Genomic DNA, 26,165 nt, shown 5'->3' with positions numbered 1-26,165 from the left:
ATGCTGAGCGATTATTTTTTAAAATAAAGTGATGTAATTGGGATGACGACGTATGCAGTGTTTTAAAAATGCGCAGCAAATAGAACAAGTTGATTTACTTGATCGCGCCTTTCACTATGGCGATGGCTGTTTTAGCACAGCACGAATTCGCCAAGGACAAATAGAACTTTTAGCTTTGCATATTGCACGATTAAAACTGAGTAATGAGCGATTAAAGCTAAATGCAGATTTAAGCCTCATTGAAGCCACTTTAAAATTGTTACGTAAACAAGATGTCGTCAATGGCACTTTAAAAATTGTGTTGAGTCGTGGTATTGGTCAGCGTGGCTATAGTTTACCTGAGCACCCAGCAGATGTTTGGGTATTTTATTACCCCAAAACCGTTGCAGATTTTGAGTACGAAACTGTCGAAAGTGGTGTATTACATCAAGCTATTGGGTTAACCATGCCAAGTTTGGTGGGCTTAAAGTCCTTAAATCGATTAGAACAAGTCATGCTCAAAGCAGAGTTGGATCAAACCCCATGGGGCGAAGCTTTAGTGACGGATGTGCAAGGTACAGTTGTCGAAGGTGTGAGCAGTAATTGTTTTATTCGTACAAATGAAGGATGGATTACGCCCGAACTTCGTTATAATGGCGTGCATGGTGTCATGCGTGCAGAAATTTTAAAACGGATGCAGCAGCATCAAATTCCATGTACTCAACGTCACGTCAATATGGATGAAATTACGCATTTTCAGAGTGTTTTTTTCTGCAATGCTTTAAGTCCCATGAAAATTGCATCAACTCTGAATGGAGTTGAGTTAGATGTTCAAGCTTGTATTGAACTTTTCCGAACACTTCAATTAAGTCAGATTCGTTAATATGTCCACCGCGTCTAAAAAAACAAATAAGAAAAAATCTGCCAAAGCAGGTTTTCCATTTAAAGCATGTTTGGTTGTGCTACTTGGCATCGTTGTACTTGTGGCGATCTTACTGTGGTCGAGTTTATTTAAAGCCTATCCCGTGGATGGCAAAAAGCAAATGTTGGCGATTGGTGCAGGGGATACCTATTCAGGATTTATTGACCGACTGGCCAAAGAGAAACAAGTTCATTTTCCTATTATTTTGAAGTTGTACCAAAAGTTCATGATCAATGACACCTTGAAAGCGGGTGTGTATGAAATCCATGAAGGCATGAGCGTACGTGAAGTCATGAAACTGATTTCTAACTCTGAAAATGCGCAAATGAATCGAATTTTAGTGATCGAAGGGACGACATTTAAGCAACTCATTGATGCTTTAAAAAATGACCCTTTGGTGACACATGACATTAGCAATCTGCCTTATTCAAAGATTTTGCAGGAACTGGGTATTCCTTATTCACACCCAGAAGGTTTATTTGCTCCGAATACTTATTTCTTTGCAAAAGGCGAGTCTGATCGCAAAATTTTGAAGGATTTGTATAACAGACAAATCAAAGCCTTAGATCAGGCTTGGAACAATCGAGCTCAAAATTTACCTTATAAAGATAAATATGAAGCCTTGATCATGGCATCGATTATTGAAAAAGAAACCAGTATTGATAGTGAGCTTGAGCAAGTGTCTGGTGTATTTGTGCGTCGTCTCAAACAAGGGATGCGTTTGCAAACAGATCCAACTGTGATCTACGGTATGGGCGATAAATACCAAGGCAATATCACTCGCCAAGATTTACGTACACCTACTGCATATAATACGTATACGATCAACGGCTTACCGCCTACACCGATTGCTTTGCCGAGTCAAAAAGCTATTGAAGCCGCGATGCATCCAGATGCGTCAAATAACATCTATTTCGTGGCTACAGGTAACGGTGGTCATAAATTTAGCAGTAATTTGTCAGACCATAACCGAGCGGTACAAGAGTATTTATCGGTAATTCGTGCGAAAAATTGAGGAGTGAGCATGTTTATTAGTTTTGAAGGCACGGAAGGTGTGGGTAAAACCACGTTGATTCGTAAACTACATGAGCATTTCCAACACTTAGCAAAAGATGTGGTATTAACCCGTGAGCCGGGTGGTACACCTATGGCTGAACAAATTCGTGCATTACTTCTGGCCGTCAATCATGATGAAGCAATGAGTGATGATACAGAGTTGTTACTTATGTATGCTGCACGCGCACAGCATTTGGCGCGCGTGATTCTACCGGCACTGTCTGCAGATAAAATCGTTTTATGTGACCGTTTTACAGATTCGAGTTTTGCATATCAGTGTGCAGGCCGTGGTTTGGACCGAGAAAAACTGAAAGTTTTAAATGACGGTTTTGTGGCGCGTATGCCTGATATTACCTTTTGGCTGGATGCTCCAATTGAAACGGGCATGTTACGTGCGCGTGAACGAGGCGCTTTGGATCGATTTGAGCAAGAGAAAGCAACGTTCTTTGAGAAAGTGCGTTCAGGTTTTGCTGAAATCCATGAAAAAGAGCCTGCACGCATGAAGCGCCTCGATGCGACGCAAACACCTGAACAGGTTTTTCAACAGGCATTATTGCATTTGCAACAGATCTAAAATGCCATAGTAATCTTTAGGTATTTGATTTAAAAATCATTCATAGCATAAGTTATGGATGATTTTTTTATGCCGCATCGAAAGCAGGCGATTATTGATTTTTTACAACGTGAATTTGCCCCAAGTTTAAAAAACTGCACGATTAAAGAAGTTGGACAGCAAACCGCGACCTTAATTTGGCATGTTACAGAACAAGATCTAAGACCGGGCAATACGATATCTGGCCCAACCATGATGACTTTGGCTGATTTTGCGCTATATGTGGCTATATTGGGGGAGATCGGGATTGTAGGGCTTGCGGTCACGACCAATATGAATATTAATTTTTTAAGAAAACCAGAAGCCAATAAAGACTTAATAGGCGAGTGTCGATTGTTAAAAGTGGGCAAAGTATAATTTATGGTGAGGTGTTGGTGTATTCAGAAGGTGTGGATGAGCCTGTTGCACATATAACAGGGAGCTATTCTATTCCACCGAAGCGATTATAAAGGCTCAATTGCATTTGCTGATTCAAATAAAAAGCCGAATTTACATTCGGCTTTTTATGGTTTTTAGACATTTTAGATGTTTAAGAAACCAGTTCTGTATTCACCAATGGACATTCCACTTGGAAATTGGGTGGAGTTAGGACTGTTTTTCGTAATTCTGCTGCTTGTTCAGGATAGTCCAAAGTGAAATGCAGTCCACGTGATTCTTTACGTTCCATTGCACAGCGCACAATCATTTCTGATACCAATACTAAGTTACGGAGTTCAATCAGATTTTTACTGACTTGATAATCTTGATAATACTCGGTGATTTCACGCTTAAGCATTTCAATACGATGGAGCGCACGTTGAAGCCGTTTGGTTGTTCTGACAATACCGACGTAGTTCCACATGGTTTGGCGAAGTTCATCCCAATTCTGCAAAATCACCACGTCTTCATCAGGGTTGGTCACTTGCGAGTCATCCCATTCTGGGACATGAGGCGCCTGATAAGTTCCTTGATGCTGTGCTGTGATATGTGTTGAAGCACTCATACCATAGACGAAACATTCAAGTAAGGAGTTACTTGCCATACGGTTTGCACCATGTAGGCCGGTATAAGAGGTTTCTCCAATGGCATATAGGCCTGGAATATCGGTCTGACTGTTTTCATCAACCACAACGCCACCACAGGTGTAGTGTGCTGCCGGAACCACCGGAATCATTTCTTTGGTAATATCAATACCGAGTTCCATTAAGCGTGCATACAATGTTGGGAAATGTTCTTTGACAAATTCTGCAGGTTTATGGGTGATATCAAGCCAAACATGACGGATTCCTAGACGTTTGATTTCATAATCGATAGCGCGCGCTACGATATCGCGTGGTGCTAATTCTGCACGCTCATCAAAGCGCAGCATAAAGCGTTCACCGTCAGGGAGACGTAAATAGGCACCTTCGCCACGCATCGCTTCGGTAATTAAAAAGGAGCGAGCTTGAGGATGATATAAACAGGTTGGATGGAATTGGTTAAACTCCATATTGGCAACACGGCAGCCTGCACGATACGCCATGGCAATACCATCACCCGTCGCAATGTCGGGATTTGATGTATATAAATATGCCTTCATGGCACCACCACAGGCAAGGGCAGTGAACGGTGCTAAAAAGGTATGTACTTTTTCGGTTTTTTCATCTAAAGCATATAGACCGAGAGCACGGTTTTCAGCTTCAGGATTTAATTTTTGTGCGGTGATTAAATCGATTGCAATAAAATTTTCAAAAATATGAATATTGGCTTTTTCTTGCGCACGTTCAACCAATGTTGTGGAAATAGCACGACCTGTGGCATCTGCTGCATGGATAATCCGCCGGTGAGAGTGACCACCTTCACGTGTCAGATGTAACTGTTCTTGGTCGTCTAAAGTAAATTGCACACCCTGATTCAGTAGAAAATCGACAGAGGGCTTACCACCTTCAACGGTTTGTTTTACCGCTGCCATTTCACATAAATGCGCACCGGCAATCATGGTGTCATTGATATGTTGTTCAATAGAATCTGTTTTATCGAGGACGGCAGCAACACCACCTTGGGCATAATATGTACTGGCATCCGTCAGCGTCGATTTAGCTAAAACAGCAATATTAAAATGATCTGGTAACGAGAGGGCTAAACTTAAACCTGCACCGCCACTTCCCACAATAATCACATCAAATTGATGTGTCGTGTTTAAATTAGACATGTCCATCAGCTAATTTTAAAAATGTCCGATCATCACAACTGTTTTTGCCTAAAAACGCAATGACTATAAATTAACTAAATAATGAAAAATATTCATAGATCTGTAATATTTAAGGAATGTTTAAGATTGTTTATCATAAATAATCATCAAACATTTTATTACGAAGCTTAGACTTGCATTGTGATAAAAACTAACGTATTTCAAATGATAAGCACAATTGAGTGAATGCTAACAATGAATAAATCGTATTTACAAAAGGGACTTTATGCAGCTGTGTTTACGGTTGCTAGCGTACAAACGCAGGCAGCAGGTCCTGTTGATTTTTCCAATTTGGTTGAACAGGTCAGCCCAGCTGTCGTAAGCGTGAATGTGGTTAAAAAGCTCAGTCAAGAAGAGCTTTTACAGCAGCAAGTCCCAGAAATATTACGACGCTTTTTTGGTAATCAGGTCGTTATCCCGCAGCAAAAAATGCCGCAAGAAAAGACCGGTTATGGAAGCGCATTCTTTATTAGTAAAGATGGTTATCTATTAACTAATCACCATGTGGTAGAAGATGCATCGAAAGTCACCATCGTATTGAATGACCGCCGTGAAATTGATGCCACCGTTGTGGGTAGTGATGAGCGGACTGATGTGGCTTTGCTAAAGGTGAAAGGTTCAAATTTTCCAGAGCTACGCACAGGTAATGTTGACCGTTTACGTGTAGGTGAGCCAGTGTTGGCTATTGGTTCACCATTTGGTTTTGACTATTCAGCTTCGGCAGGGATTGTCAGTGCGAAAATGCGCAATATGATGGGAGAAACCTCGGTTCCATTTATTCAAACCGATGTGGCATTGAACCCCGGAAACTCAGGCGGCCCTTTATTTAACCAGTCTGGTGAAGTGGTTGGGGTGAACTCTCGTATCTTTAGTGGTACGGGTGGTTATATGGGTTTATCGTTCTCGATTCCTATTGATGTGGCGATGGATGTTGCAGACCAATTAAAGAAAAACGGCAAGGTGACACGTGCTTACTTAGGCGTTATGCTGCAAGATATCGATCGGAATCTTGCTGAATCCTATAACCTTTCAAAACCTGAGGGCTCATTGATTACTCAAGTTGCACCGAATTCACCCGCAGCAAAAGCTGGCTTTAAAGCGGGTGATGTCATTTTGAAATTTAATGGTACACCGATTTCACGTACTGGCGAACTACTGAATTATCTCAATCGTACAGGTCCTAATCAAAGTATTCAGCTTGAAGTATTACGTGATGATAAACGCCAAAACATTTCAGCAACCTTGATCACTGCACCAGATGATACGCCTGCAAAAGCTGAAATTGCACCTGTGAAAAAAGGCCCGGTGATTGGGGTGTCAATTCGTAATTTAACTGCAGATGAATTAAAGCAACTGAGTGTGAAAGGTGGTGTATTAATTCAAGATGTACGAGCTAGTGGTATTGCTGCACAAGCGCGAATTCAGCCGGGTGACGTTGTGACTCAAGTTAATAATAAAGCTGTGAATAATGCAGAAGATTTTGTGAAAGTTATTTCAGAATTGAAAAATGGCAGCATTGCACGTGTTTCTTTGATTCGTCAGGGGCAACGTGCGATTGTGGGCATGCGCATTCAATAATGAATTACTGAATGAAAACCACTCCAAGCGAGTGGTTTTTTTAACTTTAGTGTTTTTGCAATTTACCCTTAGATAAAAATGAGTAGACTGTGGAGCATATTTTAAAATTTGCAGGACGCTATGAGCGATATCTTTGATTTAAAAATTACAGTTCAAGCTGAACATATCGACACATTAAATCATGTGAATAACGTGGTGTACGTCAGTTGGATGCAAGATGTCGCGACAGCACATATTGAAGCCTTGGGTTTAGGCTTAAAAGAATATATTGAATTGAAGCATGCCATGGTTGCTGTTGAGCATCATGTGCAATATCGCAAAGCAGCAGTTGAAGGTGAGGAGATTATTCTGCGAACGTGGCTCAATGATATCAATGCGTTGTATTCATTTCGTCAGTATGTATTTTATCGACCTAAAGACAAAGCGATATTATTTACAGGCAATACGCAGTGGGCATGCATTGAAATTGCCACAGGTCGTCCAAAACGCATGTCGCCAACCTTTACCCAAGCGTATCAACCTATTGCGGATAGCCTAAATCCGCTGGATTTTAGTGCTTATGATCTTTGAGTTTGATTTTATCGCAAAATTTCAAACCAAGACTAGCCAAGTTCTCCATGTAGGATGAATGACTTGCATAAAAGCAATGCATTATTTTCGATACTTTGAAAAATCCATCTGCTATAATCCTCGGCAATTTCTATTCGGCTTTTGCTATGCATAAAGAATTGCATGTATAGCGCTTTTATTTTTCCAAGGTAGCCCATGGCGCAAGCTAAAAAATCTGTTGATATAAAAAACATTCGTAACTTCTCGATCATTGCGCATATCGACCATGGTAAGTCGACCCTTGCCGACCGATTTATTCAAACTTGTGGTGGTTTGCAAGATCGTGAAATGCAGGCGCAGGTTCTAGATTCTATGGAATTGGAACGTGAGCGTGGTATTACGATTAAAGCTGCGTCAGTGACTTTGTATTACACCCATCCTAATGGTGAAGAATACCAACTCAACTTCATTGACACACCGGGGCACGTTGACTTTTCTTATGAAGTTTCACGTTCATTGGCTGCGTGTGAAGGTGCACTATTGGTTGTCGATGCTGCACAAGGGGTAGAAGCACAATCTGTTGCGAATTGCTATACCGCAATTGAACAAGGTTTAGAAGTCCTACCTGTTTTAAATAAAATTGATTTGCCGCAAGCAGAGCCAGAGCGTGTTATTCAAGAAATTGAAGACATTATTGGTATCGAAGCGACTGAAGCACCTACATGTTCAGCTAAAACCGGTCTAGGCATTGAAGGGGTGCTTGAAACACTGGTAAATGTTATTCCTGCACCCGAAGGCGATCGTAATGCACCATTACAAGCCTTAATTGTTGACTCTTGGTTCGACAACTATTTGGGCGTGGTTTCTTTAGTTCGTATTAAAGAAGGTCGTGTGCGTAAAGGCGATAAAATGTTGATGAAATCAACAGGTCAAACGCACATCATTACTTCAGTAGGTATTTTTAATCCTAAACATACAGAAACTGACATGCTCGAAGCAGGTGAAGTTGGTTTCGTGATCGCGGGTATTAAAGATATTTTTGGTGCTCCAGTTGGTGATACGATTACCTTGGCAACTACACCAGAAGTTGAAAGCTTACCGGGTTTCAAAAAAGTGAAACCACAGGTCTATGCAGGTTTATTCCCAATCGATTCAAGTGAATTTGAACCGTTCCGTGAGGCGCTGCACAAACTGCAAATTAATGACTCAGCGTTGTTCTTTGAACCAGAAAGTTCAGATGCACTCGGTTTTGGTTTCCGTTGCGGCTTCTTGGGGATGCTGCACATGGAAATCGTACAAGAGCGTTTAGAGCGTGAGTATGATCTTGACCTGATTTCTTCTGCACCAACCGTAATTTATGAAGCGGTGATGAAAAATGGTCAAACCATTTATATCGATAGTCCTTCTAAAATGCCGGATGGTTCAACAGTTGAAGACTTACGTGAGCCAATTGCTGAATGTCACATTTTAGTACCGCAAGAATACTTGGGTAATGTGATGACTTTATGTGTTGAACGTCGCGGCGTTCAAAAGAATATGAAGTTCATGGCGAACCAAGTGGCCATTACGTTTGAAATTCCAATGGCTGAAGTGGTAATGGATTTCTTTGATAAGTTGAAATCATGTTCACGTGGCTTTGCATCGCTTGACTATAGCTTTGTCCGTTTTGAGAGTTCATCTTTGGTTAAGGTAGATGTGCTAATTAATGGTGAGAAGGTTGATGCCTTGGCCATGATTTGTCACCGCCAAGATGCTCGTCATCGTGGTATTGCTCTAGTTGAAAAAATGAAAGATTTGATTCCACGTCAAATGTTTGATGTGGCTATTCAAGCAGCAATTGGTGCGCAAATCATTGCACGTTCAACTGTAAAAGCGATGCGTAAAAACGTATTGGCAAAATGTTATGGTGGTGACGTGTCACGTAAGAAGAAACTTCTTGCGAAACAAAAAGAAGGTAAGAAACGTATGAAGCAAGTGGGTAGTGTTGAAATCCCACAAGAAGCGTTCCTTGCGGTATTGAAAGTAGAAAGATAATAAATAGAGGTTTATGAGCTCATGGATTTTGACTTTAATTTGATCCTTGTTCCTGCCACAGTCATTTTTTTCCTAATTTGGCTGTTGGATAAGTTTGTCTGGAAACAACGGCAGACCAAAGGTAAGGGGAATGAAAACGTCGTTATCGCGTGGGCTTATGACTTCTGGCCGATTCTAGCGATAGTTTTGGTGATGCGTTCATTCTTATATGAGCCATTTAATATTCCATCAGACTCTATGGTTCCAACTTTAGAGACAGGTGATTTTATTGTGGTGAATAAATATCAGTATGGTGTACGATTACCTATTATTAATAAAAAAATTATTGATGTTGGTGAACCTGAGCGTGGAGATGTAATTGTATTCCGTTATCCACCGCAACCAACCATTAGCTATATTAAACGTGTGGTCGGTTTACCAGGTGATCATATTATTTATGATCATGGTCAACTGAGTGTGAATGGTCAGAAAGTGGCAAAAGTTCCAGTTGAATTTAGCCGTGAAAAAGATCAACTCGATACACCTACATCGATTTATCATAAAGAAACCATGGGTAAGCATACGTTTACCATGCGTGAGCTTGACGGCGTCAATGTTGCGCGCCAAGCGCCATTTATCAACTATGTTGAAAATGGTAAATATTCAACAGAAAATGGTTTATATTGGGAAGTTAAGGTTCCTGAAGGTCACTATTTCGCGATGGGGGATAATCGCGATCAAAGTGCGGACAGTCGTTTTTGGGGCTTTGTGCCTGAAGAAAACCTCACTGGACGTGCTTTTTACAAGTGGATGCATAAGGAACCTGGTTTAAAACTGCCTTCATTTAGTCGTAATGGCAGTATTGATTAGTCTTACATCAGGAAAATAAAATGAGACATCAACGGGGAACGTCTTATATTGCAATTTTAATTGCTGTGATTGGTTTTGCTTTTTTAGCTAAAGCTTTAATTGCGGTTTGGGGACCGTATGTTGATGATCGTCTCGTCAACAATGAAATTGAAGAATTGATGAAGAGCAGTCCTAAAAATATTGCTCCGAGTAAGTTTGAGTCACAAATGTCACAGCGTTTAGATATGAATGGTGTACGTGATTTAAATTTTAAAGATATTGCTCAAGTCACTAATGTAGATGGTCTACAAGTGAAAACAGATTATGAAATAAGAAAACCTTTCTTATTGAATATTGATATTGTGTTGAAGTTCGAGAAAAGTTTTGATCAAAGCTCAGTCCAAGCTAAATGAAGCTCGTTTAGCAAGTCGTATCGGTTATCAGTTTAAACAACCTGAATTGTTACAACTGGCCTTGACCCACCGATCGGTGAGCCATAAATACAATTATGAACGCCTAGAATATCTGGGCGATTCATTATTGGGTATGATAATTGCCAATTATCTGTACCATGCCTACCCGCATGAAAATGAAGGGCGTCTAACGCGTATGCGTGCGACACTGGTTCGTCAGGAAGCGCTAGGAAAAATTGCCAATGACTTAAAACTCAGCCAAGAATTAATCTTGAGTACAGGTGAGTTGAAATCTGGCGGTCATCATCGTGAGTCTATACTTGCGGATACCGTTGAATCGATCATTGGTGCAATCTATGTCGATTGTCAGGATTTAAAAATTCTGGAACCGATTGTTCTTAAATGGTATGTGCCATATTTAGATCATATTGAACCAACTGATCAACTGAAAGATCCTAAATCACGTTTGCAAGAGTATTTACAAGCACGTAAAAAACCTCTCCCGGTTTACGAGGTTGTAGATATTCACGGTGATGCTCCGAACCAACATTTTAAAGTTGAATGTACAGTTGAAGGGCTCCCTGTTAAATACGGTGAAGGTTCAAGCCGTCGCTTTGCTGAACAGGCAGTAGCGGCAGAAATCTTAGAAATTTTGGAGAAAAAGTCTTAATGACTACTCATTCCGATCACGTAGATGCTGATCACGAGTCGCAAGGCGACAGTAACGATTTAATTAGTCAGTTTTTTAGTGCACAAGGCACTGAAATTCCAGCCGATTTTAAAAGTGGGTTTGTGGCGATTGTTGGTCGTCCAAACGTGGGTAAATCAACGTTGATGAACCATATTTTGGGTCAAAAACTTTCCATTACCTCTCGTAAACCACAGACCACACGTCATAAAATTGTGGGTATTGACTCACGCGAAAAATCTCAAGCGGTATTTGTAGATACCCCGGGGATGCACAAAAAAGAAGTCCGTGCCATCAATAAAATGATGAACCGTGCGGCACATTCTGCACTTCGTGATGTGAACTTAGTTTTGTTTGTGATTGATGCAGACAAATGGACACAGAATGATGATTTAGTGTTAGAAAAGCTAAAAAATGCCGATATGCCAGTGATTCTTGTGATCAATAAAATTGATACACTAGAGAATAAAAACCATGCATTACCATTGATACAAGAGCGTGCAAAATTAATGAATTTTGCAGAAATTGTTCCTGTATCAGCATTACGTGGTGCAAATTTAGATCATTTGCGCAGCACGATTGAGAAATATTTACCATTCCAACCACCACTGTATTCACTTGAGCAATTGACTGATCGTTCAGAGCGTTTCCTTGCCTCTGAAATTATCCGTGAAAAAATCATGCGCCAATTGGGGGAAGAGCTTCCTTATGATCTAACCGTTCAAATTGAGTCGTTTAAAACAGAAGAAGCAACAGTTAATCCAAAAAGTGGTCGTCCTAAAGCGGCGTGTACCTATATTGATGCGACGATTTTTGTTGATCGCTCTGGCCAAAAAGCCATTGTGATTGGTGAAAAAGGTGCCAAACTGAAGAAAATCGGTATGGATGCACGTGTGGATATGGAAAAAATGTTCGAGCAAAAAATCATGCTAACACTTTGGGTGAAAGTCAAAGGTGGTTGGTCTGATGATGAACGTGCATTGAAAAGCTTGGGTTATAGCGATATTTAATTGCTAGACATTTAAAACTTTGAGGGAAGAGTAATGATGAAAGTATTAGCTGTAGTGGCGTTTGTATTGTTTCTACAAGGGTGTATTCATAAAATCGTTACTGTTCCTGTCAAAGTGGCTTATAAAACCACAAAAGGCGTGGTCAAAGGGACCGCTGCAGTTGTAGGTGCAGTCATTCCAGATGGGGATGATGAAGAAGAAGACGAAAAGAAAAAGAAAGACAAGGATTAATATTTTAAATCATGCGTAATGAGATACTGCAGGGTTATTTAATTCACCATCGTAAATATCGTGAAAAAAGTCATATCGTGCACCTGTTTACGCAGGAGCATGGCCGAGTTGACGGTATTCTCAGACAAACACCTCCGCCACAGTATCAACCGATTTGCTTGCAAGCATCCGGCAAGTCTGAACTTAAAAATTTTAGTAAACTTGAAATTGTAAATCAACCCATTTTCTTTTTTGGGGATGCTTTTTTTTCAGGGTTTTATTTGAATGAAGTCTTATTGAGGCTATGTCCCTTAGAGGTTGAGATGCCAGAGACATTTGCTCAATATGCGCATACATTAGAACAACTCCAATGCATGTCTGCGCAGGATAATCCTGACCTGTTTTTGCGACAAATCCTTAGACAGTTTGAGCATGAGTTGCTTGAAGAATTGGGTTATGCACTAGATTATTCAACTGATGCAAATCAACAGCAAATTCAGCTTCATGAAAATTATCAATTTCATTTAAATGAAGGTTTTCAACCTGTCATTAAAGCCTCACGCGCAACATTGTCAGGTCAACATATTTTAAGTATGTGTGATTATGAAAAAGGTGGGGAATTTAATTCTGAACAGTTACAATTACTGTCTAAGTTGTACCGACAAATGATTACTTCCTTGCTTGGCGATCGTCCATTAAAAAGTCGTCAATTGTGGATACAGAATTCTCAAACTCAACGTCATTAGGAAAGAATTATGGCAGCTTTGCTTGGTGTAAATATTGACCATGTGGCAACACTACGAAATGCACGTGGGACAACTTATCCAGATCCTGTGAATGCCGCAATTATTTGTGAGCAAGCGGGGGCGGAAGGGATTACGCTACATTTACGTGAAGATCGTCGCCATATTAAAGATGATGATGTGCGTCGTATGCGTTCTGTATTAAAAACCCATATGAATCTTGAAATGGCAGTGACCAATGAAATGGTTGAATTTGCCAAAGAGATTCAGCCGCATCATGTATGCTTTGTTCCTGAAAAGCGTGAAGAAGTCACGACTGAAGGCGGTCTAGATGTTGTTGGGCATTTTGAAGATGTAAAAAATGCGACTCAAGCACTCGCAGCGATTGGTTGCGAAGTTTCATTATTTATTGATGCTGACTTTGCTCAAATTGATGCGGCGATTGCCTGTGGCGCGCCAACGATTGAGTTGCATACAGGTGCATATGCAGATGCTGAAACACCTGAAGCGCAGAAAGCAGAGCTGGAGCGTATCATTCAAGGTGCTGAATATGCGGCATCTAAAGGATTGATTGTGAATGCTGGTCATGGCTTAAATATTGAAAATGTCACTCCGATTGCGCGCATTGCGCAAATTCATGAATTGAATATTGGTCACTCGATTATTGCTGATGCTGTATTTATTGGATTGGCACAGTCTGTGAAACAAATGAAAGCTGCGATTAAAGCCGCACGTTAATTTTTTAAGTAAAGTATATGTCAAATATTGATTATGATGCCCTAATGAAGCCAGTCATTGGCTTCTTGGGGTGTGAAACACCAAAAGCATGGCTAGATGAAGCTTTAAATAATTTGGATATCCTGATGCAGGATCATGCCAATTGTGAAAAGAAAGCAGCAAGTACAGCAATGAATTTGATGTTTCGTTATAGTTTTTTCTCGGATTTACAAATCAAACTGGCACAGCTAGTACGTGAAGAAATGCTGCACTATGAGCAAGTGCTGGAACTGATGGCAAAACGTGGTCAGCAATGGACTGCAATCAGTGCTGGTCGGTATGCAGGTGGTCTACGTAAAGAAGTGCGGACTTACGAGCCAGAAGCGTTAATTGATATCTTGGTGATTGGCGCATTTGTTGAAGCACGGTCATGTGAGCGTTTCTATGCGCTTGCACCACATGTGGATGAAGAGTTGGGGCGGTACTACCGCTATTTGCTAAAGTCTGAATCACGCCATTATGAGGACTATTTAGCATTGGCCATGGATGTGGCGACGACCAATAAGCTAAAGAACCCGAAAGAAGATATTCAGATGCGTATTGAGCATATTCGTGAAGTTGAAAAAAATCTGATTAGCAGCCCAGATGATTTATTCCGCTTTCATAGTGGTGTGCCAGTCAAAGCAGCTTGATAAAATAATCCTCCAGAATGGGGGATTTTTTATGCACTTAAAATAAATGATAATAAGAATTATTTACAATTATCTTGGGTGAATCTAAAATGAAACGATCTCTATGAATCAAACAATTTAAGCTCACTTATTTAATATGAAATTACAATTTACTTTACTCTGTATCGCTTTGTGTGCGGTTGGTCAGGCTGAAGCGCATTATCCTTATGTGGCGCCATTAAACTATCAAACATTTAATAATCATAGTGCCATTCTTTCTGGTTTTTATGACAATCCGTTTGTTTCTGAAATAGCCATTAAAAACTTTAATTTCCATGTACATACACCATCAGGTGATAAGCTGCATTTAACAGATGCCGATTGGGTAAAAACGCAAACGGTCAGCAGTTATAGTTTAGAAAATAAGCAGGATGGCACGTATCGTATTCGTGGTGAAAAACAGGGAAGTACAGCGCGTTTTGCTTATGATCAAAAGCAGTGGAAAGCGTTAATCAATGGTGCGCGTGATCTTCAAAAAACTGCGAATACAAATGTCATTTATACAGCCGAGTTGACTAAAAAGTCGCAAATCAAAAGTATTCAAACCCAGGAAATCATTGAAACTTTTGTATCACGCCGTGTAACGTCTACACATGTGGTGAATCATTTACATGAAGGCTTTGATGTGCAATTTAAAACCCATCCGAATGCCATTATGCAAAATGAGCCTGTCCAACTGAAAGTGCTAGATCAGAAAAAAGCGGTTGCGGGTTTGCAGATTGAAATTTTGCAGCAAACAACGGATTACAGCCGTGAAGGAAAAGTTTATAAAACGCTTAAAACTGATCAAGATGGAAACTTGAATTTTAGCCTATCAGATCGTGGTCAGTATTTACTGAAAATCGATTATCAACAGCCTTTTGAAATGAAAGGCGATACATTAAAACGATATAAATATACTTTGAGCTTTAATGTAATCTAAGGTGATTAAAAGAGAAAAAGCTCTGCGATTTGCGGAGCTTTTTTATGAAAATGATTTAGCTATCTTTAGGTTCAAGATAAAACATCGATAAACCTATCAATAAAATTAAACTGGTTTGAGTGAAAAAGTGTTTATTAAAACCACCATAATATTGCTGCGAATAGCCTGCGATCAGTAAATACCCCGTTAAATAGAGTAGTCGATAATATCGGCTTTCAAAACAATAAAAGACACTTGCAAAACATAAAATCAAGCAACCAATCACCATATAGTGGATATCCCAAATGATGGTGTTGATAGCAAATAAAAGTGCTGAAAGTGCGCCGATAGATAAATTACGAAGGCTTTCAAACCCTTGAAAAATGTGCATCAAAGCTAATATGAAGAGTGGTAATAGAGCAAGTGCATATTTTATTTTCATACTGTTTTGCGTCATGAGCATAAAATTTTGCTGTTTCTCAACAATGGGGCTAGTACTGATGCTTAGCCTAAGCCATTGTAGGGTTAAGTGTTCAGGGATGTTGGCTTTAACTAAAAATTTGAGAGTGGCTTGTGGTGGGATAATATAATTTTCTTGGAATTCATGGCCATAAAAGATCCAAGATTTATTGGTCTCCAATGTGTGATATTGCGTATTTTTTTGAGTTGAGATGTTAAAGAGTTGTCCACTTGCATTTAACCCAGCTTTCATACATGGTGTTTCTTTTTCGTGAACAATACATAACGGCAGTACCGAAATTTCAAGATCTTTTCGAGTTTGTTGCTGACCTGCAAAATCGATATGAACATATAACTGATCAGATTGGTTTTGCAGCGTAATCGGTGTGCTTGACCAATATTGTCCTTCTGTCATCTCGTCCAATACAGATTCAGATATTTCCGGAATAGTATTGTGATTTTGAATCTGCTGAGGTGGAATCAACCATTGTAGGTTGCTGTCAAGAAGGGTGTTCGATTCACTATTATATAAATTGGGTGGTGTTTTGAAGTGTTGTTCAATTTCACTTTCGGGTGTGCAGCTCACCAAATAAATTGCAAATGGACTGATAAAAATTAAAAGAAAAATGAATGCAGTGAGGTAGTGTTTTAAGGCAGTTTTATTTGATTCAGCATCAACTTGAATGAACATTTTTTTTATTTTAATGACAATGACTTATAGATTATATGTAAATCAAAGGCATTAAAAAAGCCCATTTAAATAAATGGGCTTTAGAATTTGGCTCTCCAACCTGGGCTCGAACCAGGGACCTGCGGATTAACAGTCCGTCGCTCTACCGACTGAGCTATTGGAGAATCTGAATGCGATTATAAGCAGATTTTGAAGAGGGTCAAGCTAAAAATACCAATATGAGGAGAAATGCGTGATAGATGTTTTTTATTTGAACAAAAAGAAGGATTTTTTAGAAAAAATGAATCTTAGGCTTGCAAAGAAAAAATTCAATTGATAGTCTGAATGCAACAACAGAGCGTTTAAACATATGTTTAAACAGTGTGGATTTAAACCCAACTTGCCAGCACTAAAATGGCTAAACAGGAGAAAGCGAATGAATACGCTGACTATTTCTCAGATTTTTTCAAACTTTTCTTTTTATCAAGAAAACTATCTTTCCATTATCAGTAACCAAGAGCAATATCAAACACCTGTCGAAGGGGCGTACGTTGACGTTTGGCCTTTGGGTCAACGTGACTTAGCATTGGGTGATTTATTACAACTGTGGTTTAGTGAAAAATGGTTGATCAACGCGCCATGTCATTTACGTTTTGAACATCAAGATGATGGTCGTCGTGTGCCTTTGCAACGCAAGCAAGATTTGTATTTATACCAATTGGCAGGTAATGCGTTATCAGGCTCAAATCGTTCTAAAGTATGGTCTATTTCAGAACAACGGGAACTTCGTGTTGAGTTAGATAGTGCTTTAAAATATTATTGCTTTCAAAAGGGCAGTAATCGCATTGATCTAAGTGAAGGCCAATTAATTCGTGCCTTACATTCAGCAATTTAAGTTTGAATCATCATCTGCTCGCATTGAATTGCGAGCAGAAAAATAAAATATTAAGGACGTATAATCATGCAGGTTGCAGTTGCATGTGCATAAAGTTTGCCATTGTCATCAATAATTTTCCCTTCAGAAATCCCTAAATTTTTACTGATATTAATGACTGTTCCTATCGCTGTAAGTTCAACATCCTTTGGGATTGGGCGACACATTTTTATATTTAAGTCGATGGTGCCATAACCTACACCTGCCTCTAATAGCGTGTGAATGGCACAACCTGTCACCGAGTCGAGTACCGTAGCAGCAAAGCCACCATGCACGCCGCCTAGCGGATTTATGTGTCGTGCATCTGCTTTAGCCTTAAAGCTAATACTGCCCTCAGATACTTCATAAGGCTGCATAGGAATAGTTTCGCTAATACTTGCTGGAGGAATTTGGCCTTGCATCATTGCCTTTAAAATTTCTAGTCCAGTCATTTCTTTGATGTTCATTGGTAGATCTCTGGATAGGTTAGTTTTGTGGTTGTTCTGGGTTCTAAAATGAAACTTATTTAAATAACATAGCTGAAAATGTAAAAAGAATGCAAACCAAGGATTTGAATATGAAGGTTAGTTTTAGGTTTTATCGTTTGGTTTTTTAATATTTAAGTCGATTTGAAGGAAGTCAAATGGGCTGGATGAGCTTTGTTATTTAGTTTGAACCGCGAAAAAAATTGATCAAAAGCGTGTTGAAGTGAAGAGTATTAATTTATTCTTTTGATGAGTATAAAAAACCCGCGAAATTCGCGGGCTTTTTTTTGATTTGATCTCTAGATCAAATTATTTTTCAGCAGCAATTGAAGCAATCGCAGCGTCTACGCCTTCGATTGAATCAGCAGCTTTCTTGATACGTGCAAGCGCATCTACAAGAACTTCGTCTGCAGTTGCATAAGAAATACGCATGTAACCACCTAGACCGAACGCATCACCAGGAACTACGGCAACACCAGTTTCTTCCAATAACCATGCAGAGAATTCTGTGCAAGATTTTAAACCTTTTGCACGAATCAATGGACGGATGTTTGCATATGCATAGAATGCACCATCAGCAGGAAGGCAAGTGATACCGTTGATGTCGTTCAAGCCTTTCACAACTAGGTCGTGACGGCGTTTGAATGCTTCAATCATTGGCTCAAGAACGTCTTGAGGACCATTCAATGCAGCTTCAGCAGCAACTTGTGAAATAGAAGTTGGGTTTGAAGTTGATTGAGATTGGATTTTTTTCATCGCACCAATAAGTTTAGCAGGGCCCGCTGCGTAGCCAATACGCCAGCCAGTCATTGCATAAGCTTTAGATACACCGTTAAGAACGATTACGCGATCGTAAAGGTCTGGTGCAACTGTTGCGATGTTGTAGAATTCGTCGTCCCAACGGATTGGTTCGTACATATCATCAGAAGCAACTAAAACTTCTGGGTATTTACGTAGAACGTCAGCTAAAGCAAGTAATTCTTCTTTAGTGTAGATCATACCTGTTGGGTTAGAAGGGCTGTTTAGAACCACTAAACGAGTTTTGTCAGTGATTGCAGCTTCTAATTGAGCAGGCGTAATTTTGAAACGTTGATCTTCACCACATTTCACGATTACAGGAGTACCTTCAGCAATGATCACCATGTCTGGGTAGCTTACCCAGTAAGGAGCAGGGATAATTACTTCGTCGCCTTTGTTTAACAAAGCAAGTGCCAAGTTAAAGAAAGATTGTTTACCACCACAAGAAACCAAGATTTGGTTTGCAGCGTAATCAAGGTTATTGTCGCGTTTTAATTTAGCAATAATTGCTTTTTTTAGACCTGGAGTACCGTCAACAGCTGTATATTTAGTGAAGCCATTGTTGATAGCAGCAATTGCAGCATCTTTGATGTGTTGTGGGGTATCGAAATCCGGTTCACCTGCGCCTAAACCAATTACGTTTTTACCAGCAGCTTTCAATTCAGCAGCTTTGTTAGTAACAGCAAGTGTAGGGGACGGTTTGATGCTATTTACACGATCAGACAGACGTACGTCCACGGCAGTATTCCTTCTTATAGGGATTAAAAAATAAAAAGCACACTATCTTAGCTTAAATGCACAGTAATGGGGAGTGGCAAAATCAACAATGTGCAAAAAAGTGTGATATTCCATCCTAACCCTATAATTGAGAAAATTTACATTGAGTTACTTAAATTTTTAATCAAATTTTATGGCAAATTCTTAAAGTCACGGACAAAAATAGGGTATAAAAAAGCCACAACATGTGTGACCATTTTTAATGAAATTTTGTACTTCAAATACTTTGCTTATTGAACAAAACGCGATAGATCTTCTTCGGGGCGAGCAGTTAGCACTTCTACACCATTTTTTGTTACAAGTAGCGTGTGTTCGTACTGTGCAGACAAGCTATGATCTTTAGTCACGACAGTCCATTTATCACCAAGAAGTTTGGTTTTCCAGTCGCCACCGTTCACCATTGGTTCGATGGTAAAGGTCATGCCTTCTTCTAAGATCATGCCTGTATTGGGTTGACCGTAGTGTAAAACTTGTGGTTCGTCATGGAAAACAGTACCAATACCATGACCACAATATTCACGTACAACACCAAAACGTTCTGATTCAACATATTGTTGAATGGCATTACCAATATCACCCATGGTTGCGCCTGGTTTTACCACAGCCATACCACGGTACATGGCTTCTTGAGCAACTTTACATAAACGGTTCGCTAAAATAGATGTTTCACCGCCTACGATATACATCATGTTGGTATCACCGTGGTAACCATCTTTAATCACAGTGACATCGATGTTTAAGATGTCACCTTTTTTTAACTTTTTGCTTTCAGATGGAATACCGTGACACACCACATGGTTCACTGAAGTACAGATCACGTGCTGGAACGCTGGACGACCCGGCGCAGCACCATAACCTAAACAAGCAGGAATAGCTTCTTGTTTATTGACAATGTAGTCATGACAAATCGTATCAAGTTCTAGGGTAGTCACACCTGGAACAATATGCGGTTTGATCATATCCAAAACTTCTGCCGCCAGTCGACCCGCGACGCGCATTTTTTCAATTTCGTCAGGCGTTTTAATTAATCGACGTGGAGCTTCGTAAGTACTGTTCATGATCTCTAAAAACTTTTGGAAATTTGTATGTGACTATGGTATAAATAGCCGCCCATTTTATCAAATGCTTTTTCGTGAATATCTTTCACGAGCTTTGTGCGATGGGGCAATAAAATCCGCACATATATCGACACATTTCTCTGGGTGCCTTTTTAGGTGGAGAATGCGGGTATATGGAGGCCTAACCCAAACTTTAAGGTAAAGAAAATGGCAGATTACAACGTAAGCATGCGCGACCTTCTTCAAGCAGGCGCACACTTCGGTCACCAAACACGTTTTTGGAATCCAAAAATGCGCGAATACATCTTCGGCGCGCGCAACAAAATTCACATCATCAACCTTGAGCACACTGTTCCTGCGTTAAATGATGCTTTGAACTTTGCTAACAACTTGGCTAGCAAAAAGAACAAAGTTTTGTTCGTTGGTACAAAACGTGCAGCTTCTGCAATCATCCGTGAACAAGCTCAACGTGCAGGTCAACCATATGTTGATCACCGCTGGTTGGGTGGTATGTTGACTAACTGGAAAACTCTTCGCCAGTCAATCAACCGTCTAAAAGACCTTCAAACTCAATCTACTGACGGTACTTTCGCTAAACTTACTAAACGTGAAGCATTAGAACGTACTCGTGAGATGGAAAAACTTGAACGCGCTCTTGGCGGCGTTAAAAACATGGGTGGTTTACCTGACGCATTATTCGTAATCGATGTTGATCACGAAGCAATTGCAATTAAAGAAGCTAAAAACCTTGGTATTCCTGTTATCGGTATCGTTGATACAAACTCTAACCCAGACAACGTAGACTACGTTATCCCTGGTAACGACGATGCGATCCGTGCAGTTACTCTTTACGCTTCTGCTATGGCTGATGCGATTCTTGCTGGTAAAGAATATGCTCAATCACAAGCAAATGCACAAGCTAAAGGCGAAGAAGCTCCTGCTTCTGAGGCTTAATGCGTTTGACGTAAGCTTGTCATTTTTGCGACACGTGATGGTGGCAAAGTAAGCGTCATGTATGCAGACGGCCCAAGAGACAGCTCTGGGCCGTTTCTGTTCTAAAAAGAATTCATTTTCTACCGTATTTAGGAGATTAACATGACTGCAGTTACAGCAAGCATGGTTAAAGAATTGCGCGATCGTACTGGTCTTGCAATGATGGAATGTAAAAAAGCATTAACAGAAGCGGGCGGTGACATCGAATTAGCGATCGACAACCTTCGTAAATCTGGTCAAGCTAAAGCTGCTAAAAAAGCGGGTAACATTGCTGCTGACGGCGCGATCACTATCGCTCAAGAAGGCAACAAAGCAATCCTTGTAGAAGTTAACTGTCAAACTGACTTCGTTGCTAAAGACGAAAACTTTGCTGGTTTCTCTGCTAAAGTTGCTGCTGCTGCGCTTGCTGCTGGTGTAACTGACGTTGCTCAAATTGCTGAATTGAAACTTGAAGATGGTGCTACTGTAGAAGAAGCTCGTATCGCGCTTGTTCAAAAAATCGGTGAAAACATCCAAGTGCGTCGTGCTCAAATCGTTGAAGGCGACAACCTTGCAGTTTACAAACACGGTTTAAAAATCGGTGTTGTAGTTGCATACGCTGGTGATGCTGAAACTGGTAAAGGTTTGGCTATGCACATCGCTGCATTCAACCCAGTTGCTGTAAACGAAGCTGGCGTTTCTGCTGAACTTATCGCTAAAGAAAAAGAAATTGCTGAAGCGAAAGCAATTGAATCTGGTAAACCAGCAAACATCGTTGAAAAAATGGTAACTGGTTCAGTTCAGAAATACTTGAACGAAGTTGTTCTTGAGAACCAAATGTACGTTATCGACAACGATAAGAAAGTTGCAGAAGTTCTTAAAGCAACTGGTACTACTGTTGCTAACTTCGTACGTTTCGAAGTTGGTGAAGGTATTGAGAAAAAAGCTGAACTTTCTTTCGCTGAAGAAGTTGCTGCTGCTCAAGCTGCTGCAAAATAATCTCTGATTATTTGTAGAAAAAAGCCCTCGTTTTAGAGGGCTTTTTTTATGGCTGTAGCTTTACTGATTTCAAAGCTATTTAAACTTTATATTGTGTACATTGTTGTTCACAGATTCTATTTTTATCAATTTTAATGACTATAATGAGTTGAAAATTTAGATTTAAACTATCTTATGGCAAACAAAACAAACTTAACCATCGGCGGAATTATTGTTGCGCTTGCAGCAGCTTATTTCGGAATCGATTTACAACAACAAAAAACTGCACCAGTTCAGACGACAGCTGAACAAAACTCACAGCCACAAATAGAACCAGTACAACCCGCAGATGCTCAACAAAAAGGGCAGAGTGCTGAAGATATCATTGCGCATGCATTTAAAAGTAAACTCAGTAATGTTCAGGTTGAAGGTGCAGGTCAAGTGAAAGCGGTACTACGAGATGATAATGAAGGTAGTCGCCATCAAAAGTTCATTTTGACCTTAAATAATGGTCAAACGCTTTTGGTCGCGCATAATATCGATCTTGCTCCACGAATTGACGACTTGCAAAAAGGCGATACAGTTCAATTTTACGGTGAATACGAATATTCAGATAAGGGAGGTGTGATGCACTGGACACATCACGATCCGAATGGACGTCATCAGGATGGTTGGTTAAAGCATCAAGGTAAAACCTATCAATAAAAATCACGTAGTCATTTTTAACTTTAGTCATTTAAATGATCATGATTCAGATGAAGCTATCAACATAAAATTGGATTAACCATATTGAGTAAAAGCCAGTGTTTAAACACTGGCTTTTTGGATGTATAAATAGAAAAAATGATTGGAAATACCAGAGATAAATACACCTATAAACAATAGGGTTTTAAGCATCGAATATGAAGAAAACCGATGTGGAAGAAGTGAAAAAGAGATCTATGAAATTAATCATGCTTTAAATGCTCTTTATTTGCGATTTATGGCGTGCTTTCCAATTACCAAGTACTTTTCCTGCAAATGTATCTAAACACCAAATAGGGCCAATGAGGAGGAATTGGAGATCTTTGAAAAAAGAGGGCTTTTTACCTTCAATTTTATGGCCATAAAATTGACCAATCCATGCGAATACAAAGAGCGTGATATAAAAGCCATATCCAACTGGTAACACCCAAATTAGCCATGCCATGATTAACGTTAACGCGGCCATTGCAACAGCAAGCACAATGTCTAAACGTGCGTAAAAGATAAATGCTAAGGCAAGTAAGACAGCAGTAAGTAGCGCGCTAAAATGTGCCAATATGCCAACGATTGAAAAATAAATCGTGGGTACGCAAATCCAGTGAATCATTTTATTGGTTTTATTTTGATGACTTTCGCTGTATTCATCAAACCATTCGTTGATTGTTTTCATGATAGTCCTTAATCATGGGGAAAGACTCTAATATAAACAAGAATGGGGGAAGGGTCAAAATCAGGGTTACTGAAGATTAGAAAGGCTAAGAGGCTACAAATAAAAAACCACGCTAGGCGTGGTCTGTTAAATGCAGTCACTTCATTGGAGAATTAAGAATTTGGACCGTCTACGCGTTCAATGCTCACATTTGCAGTACCGGCACTGGTAATACCCAATTGCTTAGCAGCGCCATAAGATAAATCGAGAACACGGTTGCCATGGAATGGACCACGGTCATTTACTTTTACCACGACGCTTTTACCATTATTGCGATTCGTAACACGAATAAAACAATTAAGTGGCAGGCTACGATGTGCTGCTGTAAGTGCGTTCATGTCAAACGTTTCACCGCTTGCTGTTTTACGACCGTGGAATTGACGACCATACCAAGAAGCAGTACCTGTTTGAGTGAACTTACGAACAGTATTCGAAGCGACAGTGTTTAACTTTTCAATCACTGAAGGCTCATCTTCAGGGATTTCGATTTTAGCAGCGATGGTTTGACGACGAATTTTATCGCCAGAACGCTCAGTGATTGAAAGGCTACTTAAATTCGTAAAGTTTGAATTGAAGCTTTGAGCTTCTTTATTCAATACACGAGCTGCAAGACGCGAGTTGTCATTATCATGATTGAATGATGACGACTGAACCATCTCAGCTTGTGACTGACTTAGCGCAACTGCCGTGGCAACCGCTAAGGCATATTTAATAATTGATGACTGCATTGTTTATCTCCCAATGGCATATTTACTGGTTCAACTAAGTCGCTGATATCCATGTAAACACGTCTGATATTTCACTTTTGCAACTACATTTAACGAGATGGATAATATTCATGCCATCGATAGGCTGTCTAGTGTTTAATTAAAATACTTTGAAAATGTCTAAAAAATTAACAATAGTTGGTTAAAAAATAATCAATAATGTAACAAGGTGTTTAAAATGCCGAATAAATACTCATTTTGATGAAAATATTTGTTGACTTTTTTGCTCTATATTAAAAAACCAGTCTTATCGACTGGTAACTTCAGTGCCTAAAAGCCATAGCGCAGTCGCATACATACGGCTTTTGTTATAGGTTGTAATGACCTGAAAATTTGGATAAGTGATGTAATAAATTGGTCCATAACTATCTTGCAATTGGATGACATTGACCAAATCGAGATCATCGATTTTTACCAATGGATTCATAGGGGTTACACCTTGAGCCTTGAGTACACCATAGGGTGTTGGCTGGTTTAAATCCTTTGCAATAATAGCATCTGGGTTGTTTCCACTATAGCGAGCAGCAAAAGCAATCGGTTGATTACGCTGCCAACCATAATTTGCTAGATAATTTGCAATTGAACCAATGGCATCGACAGCCGAATTACGCAGGTCAACATGACCATTGCCATCGTAGTCCACACCAAATTTTGGAATGTTACTTGGCATAAATTGAGGATAACCCACAGCACCAGCATATGAACCGACGACAGAGTTGGTTGGAACACCATCTTTATATGACCAAGCAATCAGTGCAGCAAGTTCATCTTGGAAATATTGCGCACGGCGTTCATAGCCAAAACCAAGGGTCGCCAAAGCATCACGGGTGATAAAATTACCTTTATTGCTGCCGTAGCCTGTTTCAACACCCAAAATGCCTAAAATCACGGATTGAGGCACACCAAATTGTTGTTCTGCACGATTTAAAGTGTCGGCATACTGATTTTTGAAGCGAACACCGCGTTGAATTGTACTTTCAGCTAAAAAGTTGGTTTTGTATTGGTACCAAGGCTTTGATTCGCCAGGTCTATTCATAATGCTAATAATGTTGGGTAGGTTTTTACTACCTTGCATTGCCCAATCAATTTGATTTTCACTCAGACCATAGGTTTGCATTGCATTTTGTTTAAAGCTCGCATATGCCGGATGAGATTGGAAGTCGTTGGCCTGACAAAAACTAGTCAGTGAAAGTGAACCGGCCATAATGGCAATATGTGTTAGTTTTTTATAAAAATTTCGATTTAGCATAAATAAAAAATTTCCAGTTGCTTTAGCGATGAGTATGAACAAAATTTCGAGGGGCAAAGATCCTGAAAATTGTGATGACCTTCTGGTTTCATAGCTCATTAAAGGTAAAGGTTACCAATAGCAACTAAGATACCACTGACAGTGCATGCTTTCATAAATAGATATACAAAAAAAGACAAAGCAAGGGGTTTTTTCGCAGTTAACATATTGAAAAGTGACATATTCATTTACATAACTTGCAAAAATTCACAAATCATTTGAAATAAGATGACTCTAAAACTCATGCGTCATAAAAACGCAGAACGAATAAACTTTTATAGCGTTACTAAATGCTGTTTATGTAGCTACGAATGTTGCAGTGTGTGATCTAAAAACTAAGAGGCAGGATTAGAAAAGTACAGGTCT

Annotated in this window: 27 protein-coding genes, 1 tRNA gene and 1 pseudogene; 20 read left to right on the top strand and 9 right to left on the bottom strand. The window is 39.7% G+C overall.

The genetic code is table 11. The features are described from left to right. Window positions 1-52 precede the first annotated feature (52 nt). The 4 genes and pseudogenes from pabC (at window position 53) to FTU17_RS07015 (ending at window position 3,019) form a co-directional block, all read left to right on the top strand. Entirely contained in the window at window positions 53-862 is an 810-nt protein-coding gene (gene pabC / locus FTU17_RS07030) for an aminodeoxychorismate lyase (RefSeq protein WP_180134981.1), read from the top strand. A 1-nt stretch (window position 863) separates the two neighbouring features. Next, on the top strand, window positions 864-1,916 hold the full coding sequence (gene mltG, locus FTU17_RS07025; RefSeq protein WP_180009948.1) for an endolytic transglycosylase MltG: 1,053 nt from the start codon (window positions 864-866) through the stop codon (window positions 1,914-1,916). A 9-nt stretch (window positions 1,917-1,925) separates the two neighbouring features. Then, entirely contained in the window at window positions 1,926-2,531 is a 606-nt protein-coding gene (gene tmk, locus FTU17_RS07020; protein ID WP_180134980.1) for a dTMP kinase, read from the top strand. A 69-nt stretch (window positions 2,532-2,600) separates the two neighbouring features. Continuing rightward, a pseudogene (locus FTU17_RS07015) lies at window positions 2,601-3,019 on the top strand (PaaI family thioesterase). Window positions 3,020-3,099: 80 nt separating this feature from the next. On the opposite strand, the gene nadB reads toward FTU17_RS07015, so the two are convergent. After that, window positions 3,100-4,746 carry an L-aspartate oxidase gene (gene nadB / locus FTU17_RS07010; RefSeq protein ID WP_180134979.1) on the bottom strand — a complete coding sequence of 549 codons (1,647 nt, stop codon included), beginning with the start codon at window positions 4,744-4,746 and terminating at the stop codon, window positions 3,100-3,102. A gap of 228 nt (window positions 4,747-4,974) precedes the next feature. On the opposite strand from nadB, the gene FTU17_RS07005 reads away from it, so the two are divergent. The 12 genes from FTU17_RS07005 (at window position 4,975) to FTU17_RS06950 (ending at window position 15,202) form a co-directional block, all read left to right on the top strand. Further along, entirely contained in the window at window positions 4,975-6,357 is a 1,383-nt protein-coding gene (locus tag FTU17_RS07005) for a Do family serine endopeptidase (RefSeq protein ID WP_168378034.1), read from the top strand. A 120-nt stretch (window positions 6,358-6,477) separates the two neighbouring features. Beyond that, on the top strand, window positions 6,478-6,927 hold the full coding sequence (locus FTU17_RS07000; RefSeq protein WP_078190331.1) for a thioesterase family protein: 450 nt from the start codon (window positions 6,478-6,480) through the stop codon (window positions 6,925-6,927). Window positions 6,928-7,122: 195 nt separating this feature from the next. Further along, window positions 7,123-8,940 carry a translation elongation factor 4 gene (lepA, locus tag FTU17_RS06995; protein WP_168378033.1) on the top strand — a complete coding sequence of 606 codons (1,818 nt, stop codon included), beginning with the start codon at window positions 7,123-7,125 and terminating at the stop codon, window positions 8,938-8,940. A gap of 21 nt (window positions 8,941-8,961) precedes the next feature. After that, a complete protein-coding gene (lepB, locus tag FTU17_RS06990; RefSeq protein ID WP_180054974.1) occupies window positions 8,962-9,789 on the top strand; it encodes a signal peptidase I in 828 nt (275 codons plus the stop codon). A gap of 20 nt (window positions 9,790-9,809) precedes the next feature. Then, window positions 9,810-10,181, top strand: coding sequence for a DUF4845 domain-containing protein (locus FTU17_RS06985; protein WP_078192003.1), 372 nt, complete (start codon window positions 9,810-9,812; stop codon window positions 10,179-10,181). Further along, the gene (gene rnc / locus FTU17_RS06980) at window positions 10,153-10,851 is read left to right on the top strand and encodes a ribonuclease III (protein ID WP_168378030.1); all 699 of its coding nucleotides are present in this window, start codon (window positions 10,153-10,155) and stop codon (window positions 10,849-10,851) included. The genes FTU17_RS06985 and rnc overlap by 29 nt, the downstream gene beginning before the upstream one ends. Further along, complete coding sequence (gene era, locus FTU17_RS06975) at window positions 10,851-11,879, top strand: GTPase Era (protein WP_180134978.1); 1,029 nt, start codon at window positions 10,851-10,853, stop codon at window positions 11,877-11,879. Before rnc ends, era begins: the two co-directional genes overlap by 1 nt. Before the next feature lie 33 nt (window positions 11,880-11,912). Continuing rightward, window positions 11,913-12,110 (top strand): NF038104 family lipoprotein, encoded by a 198-nt coding sequence (locus FTU17_RS06970; protein ID WP_180134977.1) that lies wholly within the window; start codon window positions 11,913-11,915, stop codon window positions 12,108-12,110. A gap of 8 nt (window positions 12,111-12,118) precedes the next feature. Continuing rightward, entirely contained in the window at window positions 12,119-12,835 is a 717-nt protein-coding gene (gene recO, locus FTU17_RS06965) for a DNA repair protein RecO (protein WP_180134995.1), read from the top strand. A 9-nt stretch (window positions 12,836-12,844) separates the two neighbouring features. Beyond that, window positions 12,845-13,570 carry a pyridoxine 5'-phosphate synthase gene (gene pdxJ, locus FTU17_RS06960; protein ID WP_180083960.1) on the top strand — a complete coding sequence of 242 codons (726 nt, stop codon included), beginning with the start codon at window positions 12,845-12,847 and terminating at the stop codon, window positions 13,568-13,570. A gap of 17 nt (window positions 13,571-13,587) precedes the next feature. Then, the gene (locus tag FTU17_RS06955) at window positions 13,588-14,241 is read left to right on the top strand and encodes a tRNA-(ms[2]io[6]A)-hydroxylase (RefSeq protein ID WP_180134976.1); all 654 of its coding nucleotides are present in this window, start codon (window positions 13,588-13,590) and stop codon (window positions 14,239-14,241) included. Window positions 14,242-14,377: 136 nt separating this feature from the next. Next, entirely contained in the window at window positions 14,378-15,202 is an 825-nt protein-coding gene (locus tag FTU17_RS06950) for a DUF4198 domain-containing protein (RefSeq protein WP_180134975.1), read from the top strand. A gap of 55 nt (window positions 15,203-15,257) precedes the next feature. On the opposite strand, the gene FTU17_RS06945 is transcribed toward FTU17_RS06950, so the two are convergent. Beyond that, complete coding sequence (locus tag FTU17_RS06945) at window positions 15,258-16,331, bottom strand: hypothetical protein (protein WP_180063406.1); 1,074 nt, start codon at window positions 16,329-16,331, stop codon at window positions 15,258-15,260. Window positions 16,332-16,419: 88 nt separating this feature from the next. Continuing rightward, window positions 16,420-16,495: transfer RNA gene (locus FTU17_RS06940), tRNA-Asn, on the bottom strand. A gap of 251 nt (window positions 16,496-16,746) precedes the next feature. Between FTU17_RS06940 and FTU17_RS06935 the strand changes: the two genes are divergently transcribed. Next, on the top strand, window positions 16,747-17,205 hold the full coding sequence (locus FTU17_RS06935; protein ID WP_078190319.1) for a hypothetical protein: 459 nt from the start codon (window positions 16,747-16,749) through the stop codon (window positions 17,203-17,205). A 50-nt stretch (window positions 17,206-17,255) separates the two neighbouring features. Here the strand turns inward: FTU17_RS06935 and FTU17_RS06930 are convergent, their stop codons facing one another. The 3 genes from FTU17_RS06930 to map all read right to left on the bottom strand — a co-directional run bounded on the left by FTU17_RS06930 (window position 17,256) and on the right by map (window position 20,341). After that, complete coding sequence (locus tag FTU17_RS06930) at window positions 17,256-17,690, bottom strand: PaaI family thioesterase (RefSeq protein ID WP_180059223.1); 435 nt, start codon at window positions 17,688-17,690, stop codon at window positions 17,256-17,258. A 327-nt stretch (window positions 17,691-18,017) separates the two neighbouring features. Then, a complete protein-coding gene (locus FTU17_RS06925) occupies window positions 18,018-19,244 on the bottom strand; it encodes a pyridoxal phosphate-dependent aminotransferase (RefSeq protein ID WP_111883988.1) in 1,227 nt (408 codons plus the stop codon). Between the two features lie 269 nt (window positions 19,245-19,513). Continuing rightward, window positions 19,514-20,341, bottom strand: coding sequence for a type I methionyl aminopeptidase (gene map / locus FTU17_RS06920; RefSeq protein WP_168378021.1), 828 nt, complete (start codon window positions 20,339-20,341; stop codon window positions 19,514-19,516). A 207-nt stretch (window positions 20,342-20,548) separates the two neighbouring features. Between map and rpsB the strand changes: the two genes are divergently transcribed. From rpsB to FTU17_RS06905, 3 genes are all read left to right on the top strand, one after another. Beyond that, entirely contained in the window at window positions 20,549-21,295 is a 747-nt protein-coding gene (gene rpsB / locus FTU17_RS06915) for a 30S ribosomal protein S2 (protein ID WP_078190314.1), read from the top strand. Between the two features lie 141 nt (window positions 21,296-21,436). Next, window positions 21,437-22,312, top strand: a complete 876-nt coding sequence (gene tsf, locus FTU17_RS06910; protein WP_078190313.1) for a translation elongation factor Ts — start codon at window positions 21,437-21,439, stop codon at window positions 22,310-22,312. A gap of 174 nt (window positions 22,313-22,486) precedes the next feature. Further along, on the top strand, window positions 22,487-22,996 hold the full coding sequence (locus tag FTU17_RS06905; RefSeq protein WP_168378020.1) for a DUF3465 domain-containing protein: 510 nt from the start codon (window positions 22,487-22,489) through the stop codon (window positions 22,994-22,996). 253 nt (window positions 22,997-23,249) lie between these two features. On the opposite strand, the gene FTU17_RS06900 is transcribed toward FTU17_RS06905, so the two are convergent. The 3 genes from FTU17_RS06900 to mltB form a co-directional block, all read right to left on the bottom strand. Further along, window positions 23,250-23,705 carry a DUF962 domain-containing protein gene (locus FTU17_RS06900; RefSeq protein WP_180063405.1) on the bottom strand — a complete coding sequence of 152 codons (456 nt, stop codon included), beginning with the start codon at window positions 23,703-23,705 and terminating at the stop codon, window positions 23,250-23,252. 152 nt (window positions 23,706-23,857) lie between these two features. Next, window positions 23,858-24,472, bottom strand: a complete 615-nt coding sequence (locus FTU17_RS06895) for a septal ring lytic transglycosylase RlpA family protein (protein WP_078190310.1) — start codon at window positions 24,470-24,472, stop codon at window positions 23,858-23,860. A 286-nt stretch (window positions 24,473-24,758) separates the two neighbouring features. After that, window positions 24,759-25,760 (bottom strand): lytic murein transglycosylase B, encoded by a 1,002-nt coding sequence (mltB, locus tag FTU17_RS06890; protein ID WP_180003226.1) that lies wholly within the window; start codon window positions 25,758-25,760, stop codon window positions 24,759-24,761. Window positions 25,761-26,165: the final 405 nt, after the last annotated feature.

This window comes from Acinetobacter sp. YH12070 (assembly GCF_013419625.1).
Classification (GTDB): Bacteria; Pseudomonadota; Gammaproteobacteria; order Pseudomonadales; family Moraxellaceae; genus Acinetobacter; species Acinetobacter amyesii.
The sequence above is the reverse complement of the archived record's forward strand: the minus strand, read 5'-3'. Positions and strand labels throughout refer to the sequence as shown.

Coding starts and splice junctions, on each gene's coding strand:
- FTU17_RS07005 (WP_168378034.1), top strand. CDS start 4,975: ATGAATAAATCGTATTTACAAAAGGGACTTTATGCAGCTGTGTTTACG.
- map (WP_168378021.1), bottom strand. CDS start 20,341: ATGAACAGTACTTACGAAGCTCCACGTCGATTAATTAAAACGCCTGAC.
- FTU17_RS06895 (WP_078190310.1), bottom strand. CDS start 24,472: ATGCAGTCATCAATTATTAAATATGCCTTAGCGGTTGCCACGGCAGTT.
- FTU17_RS06945 (WP_180063406.1), bottom strand. CDS start 16,331: ATGTTCATTCAAGTTGATGCTGAATCAAATAAAACTGCCTTAAAACAC.
- FTU17_RS06985 (WP_078192003.1), top strand. CDS start 9,810: ATGAGACATCAACGGGGAACGTCTTATATTGCAATTTTAATTGCTGTG.
- rpsB (WP_078190314.1), top strand. CDS start 20,549: ATGGCAGATTACAACGTAAGCATGCGCGACCTTCTTCAAGCAGGCGCA.
- lepA (WP_168378033.1), top strand. CDS start 7,123: ATGGCGCAAGCTAAAAAATCTGTTGATATAAAAAACATTCGTAACTTC.
- FTU17_RS06905 (WP_168378020.1), top strand. CDS start 22,487: ATGGCAAACAAAACAAACTTAACCATCGGCGGAATTATTGTTGCGCTT.
- FTU17_RS06970 (WP_180134977.1), top strand. CDS start 11,913: ATGATGAAAGTATTAGCTGTAGTGGCGTTTGTATTGTTTCTACAAGGG.
- pdxJ (WP_180083960.1), top strand. CDS start 12,845: ATGGCAGCTTTGCTTGGTGTAAATATTGACCATGTGGCAACACTACGA.
- mltG (WP_180009948.1), top strand. CDS start 864: ATGTCCACCGCGTCTAAAAAAACAAATAAGAAAAAATCTGCCAAAGCA.
- FTU17_RS06900 (WP_180063405.1), bottom strand. CDS start 23,705: ATGAAAACAATCAACGAATGGTTTGATGAATACAGCGAAAGTCATCAA.
- tmk (WP_180134980.1), top strand. CDS start 1,926: ATGTTTATTAGTTTTGAAGGCACGGAAGGTGTGGGTAAAACCACGTTG.
- tsf (WP_078190313.1), top strand. CDS start 21,437: ATGACTGCAGTTACAGCAAGCATGGTTAAAGAATTGCGCGATCGTACT.
- FTU17_RS06935 (WP_078190319.1), top strand. CDS start 16,747: ATGAATACGCTGACTATTTCTCAGATTTTTTCAAACTTTTCTTTTTAT.
- FTU17_RS06955 (WP_180134976.1), top strand. CDS start 13,588: ATGTCAAATATTGATTATGATGCCCTAATGAAGCCAGTCATTGGCTTC.
- mltB (WP_180003226.1), bottom strand. CDS start 25,760: ATGCTAAATCGAAATTTTTATAAAAAACTAACACATATTGCCATTATG.
- era (WP_180134978.1), top strand. CDS start 10,851: ATGACTACTCATTCCGATCACGTAGATGCTGATCACGAGTCGCAAGGC.
- pabC (WP_180134981.1), top strand. CDS start 53: ATGCAGTGTTTTAAAAATGCGCAGCAAATAGAACAAGTTGATTTACTT.
- nadB (WP_180134979.1), bottom strand. CDS start 4,746: ATGGACATGTCTAATTTAAACACGACACATCAATTTGATGTGATTATT.
- lepB (WP_180054974.1), top strand. CDS start 8,962: ATGGATTTTGACTTTAATTTGATCCTTGTTCCTGCCACAGTCATTTTT.
- FTU17_RS06930 (WP_180059223.1), bottom strand. CDS start 17,690: ATGAACATCAAAGAAATGACTGGACTAGAAATTTTAAAGGCAATGATG.
- FTU17_RS07000 (WP_078190331.1), top strand. CDS start 6,478: ATGAGCGATATCTTTGATTTAAAAATTACAGTTCAAGCTGAACATATC.
- FTU17_RS06950 (WP_180134975.1), top strand. CDS start 14,378: ATGAAATTACAATTTACTTTACTCTGTATCGCTTTGTGTGCGGTTGGT.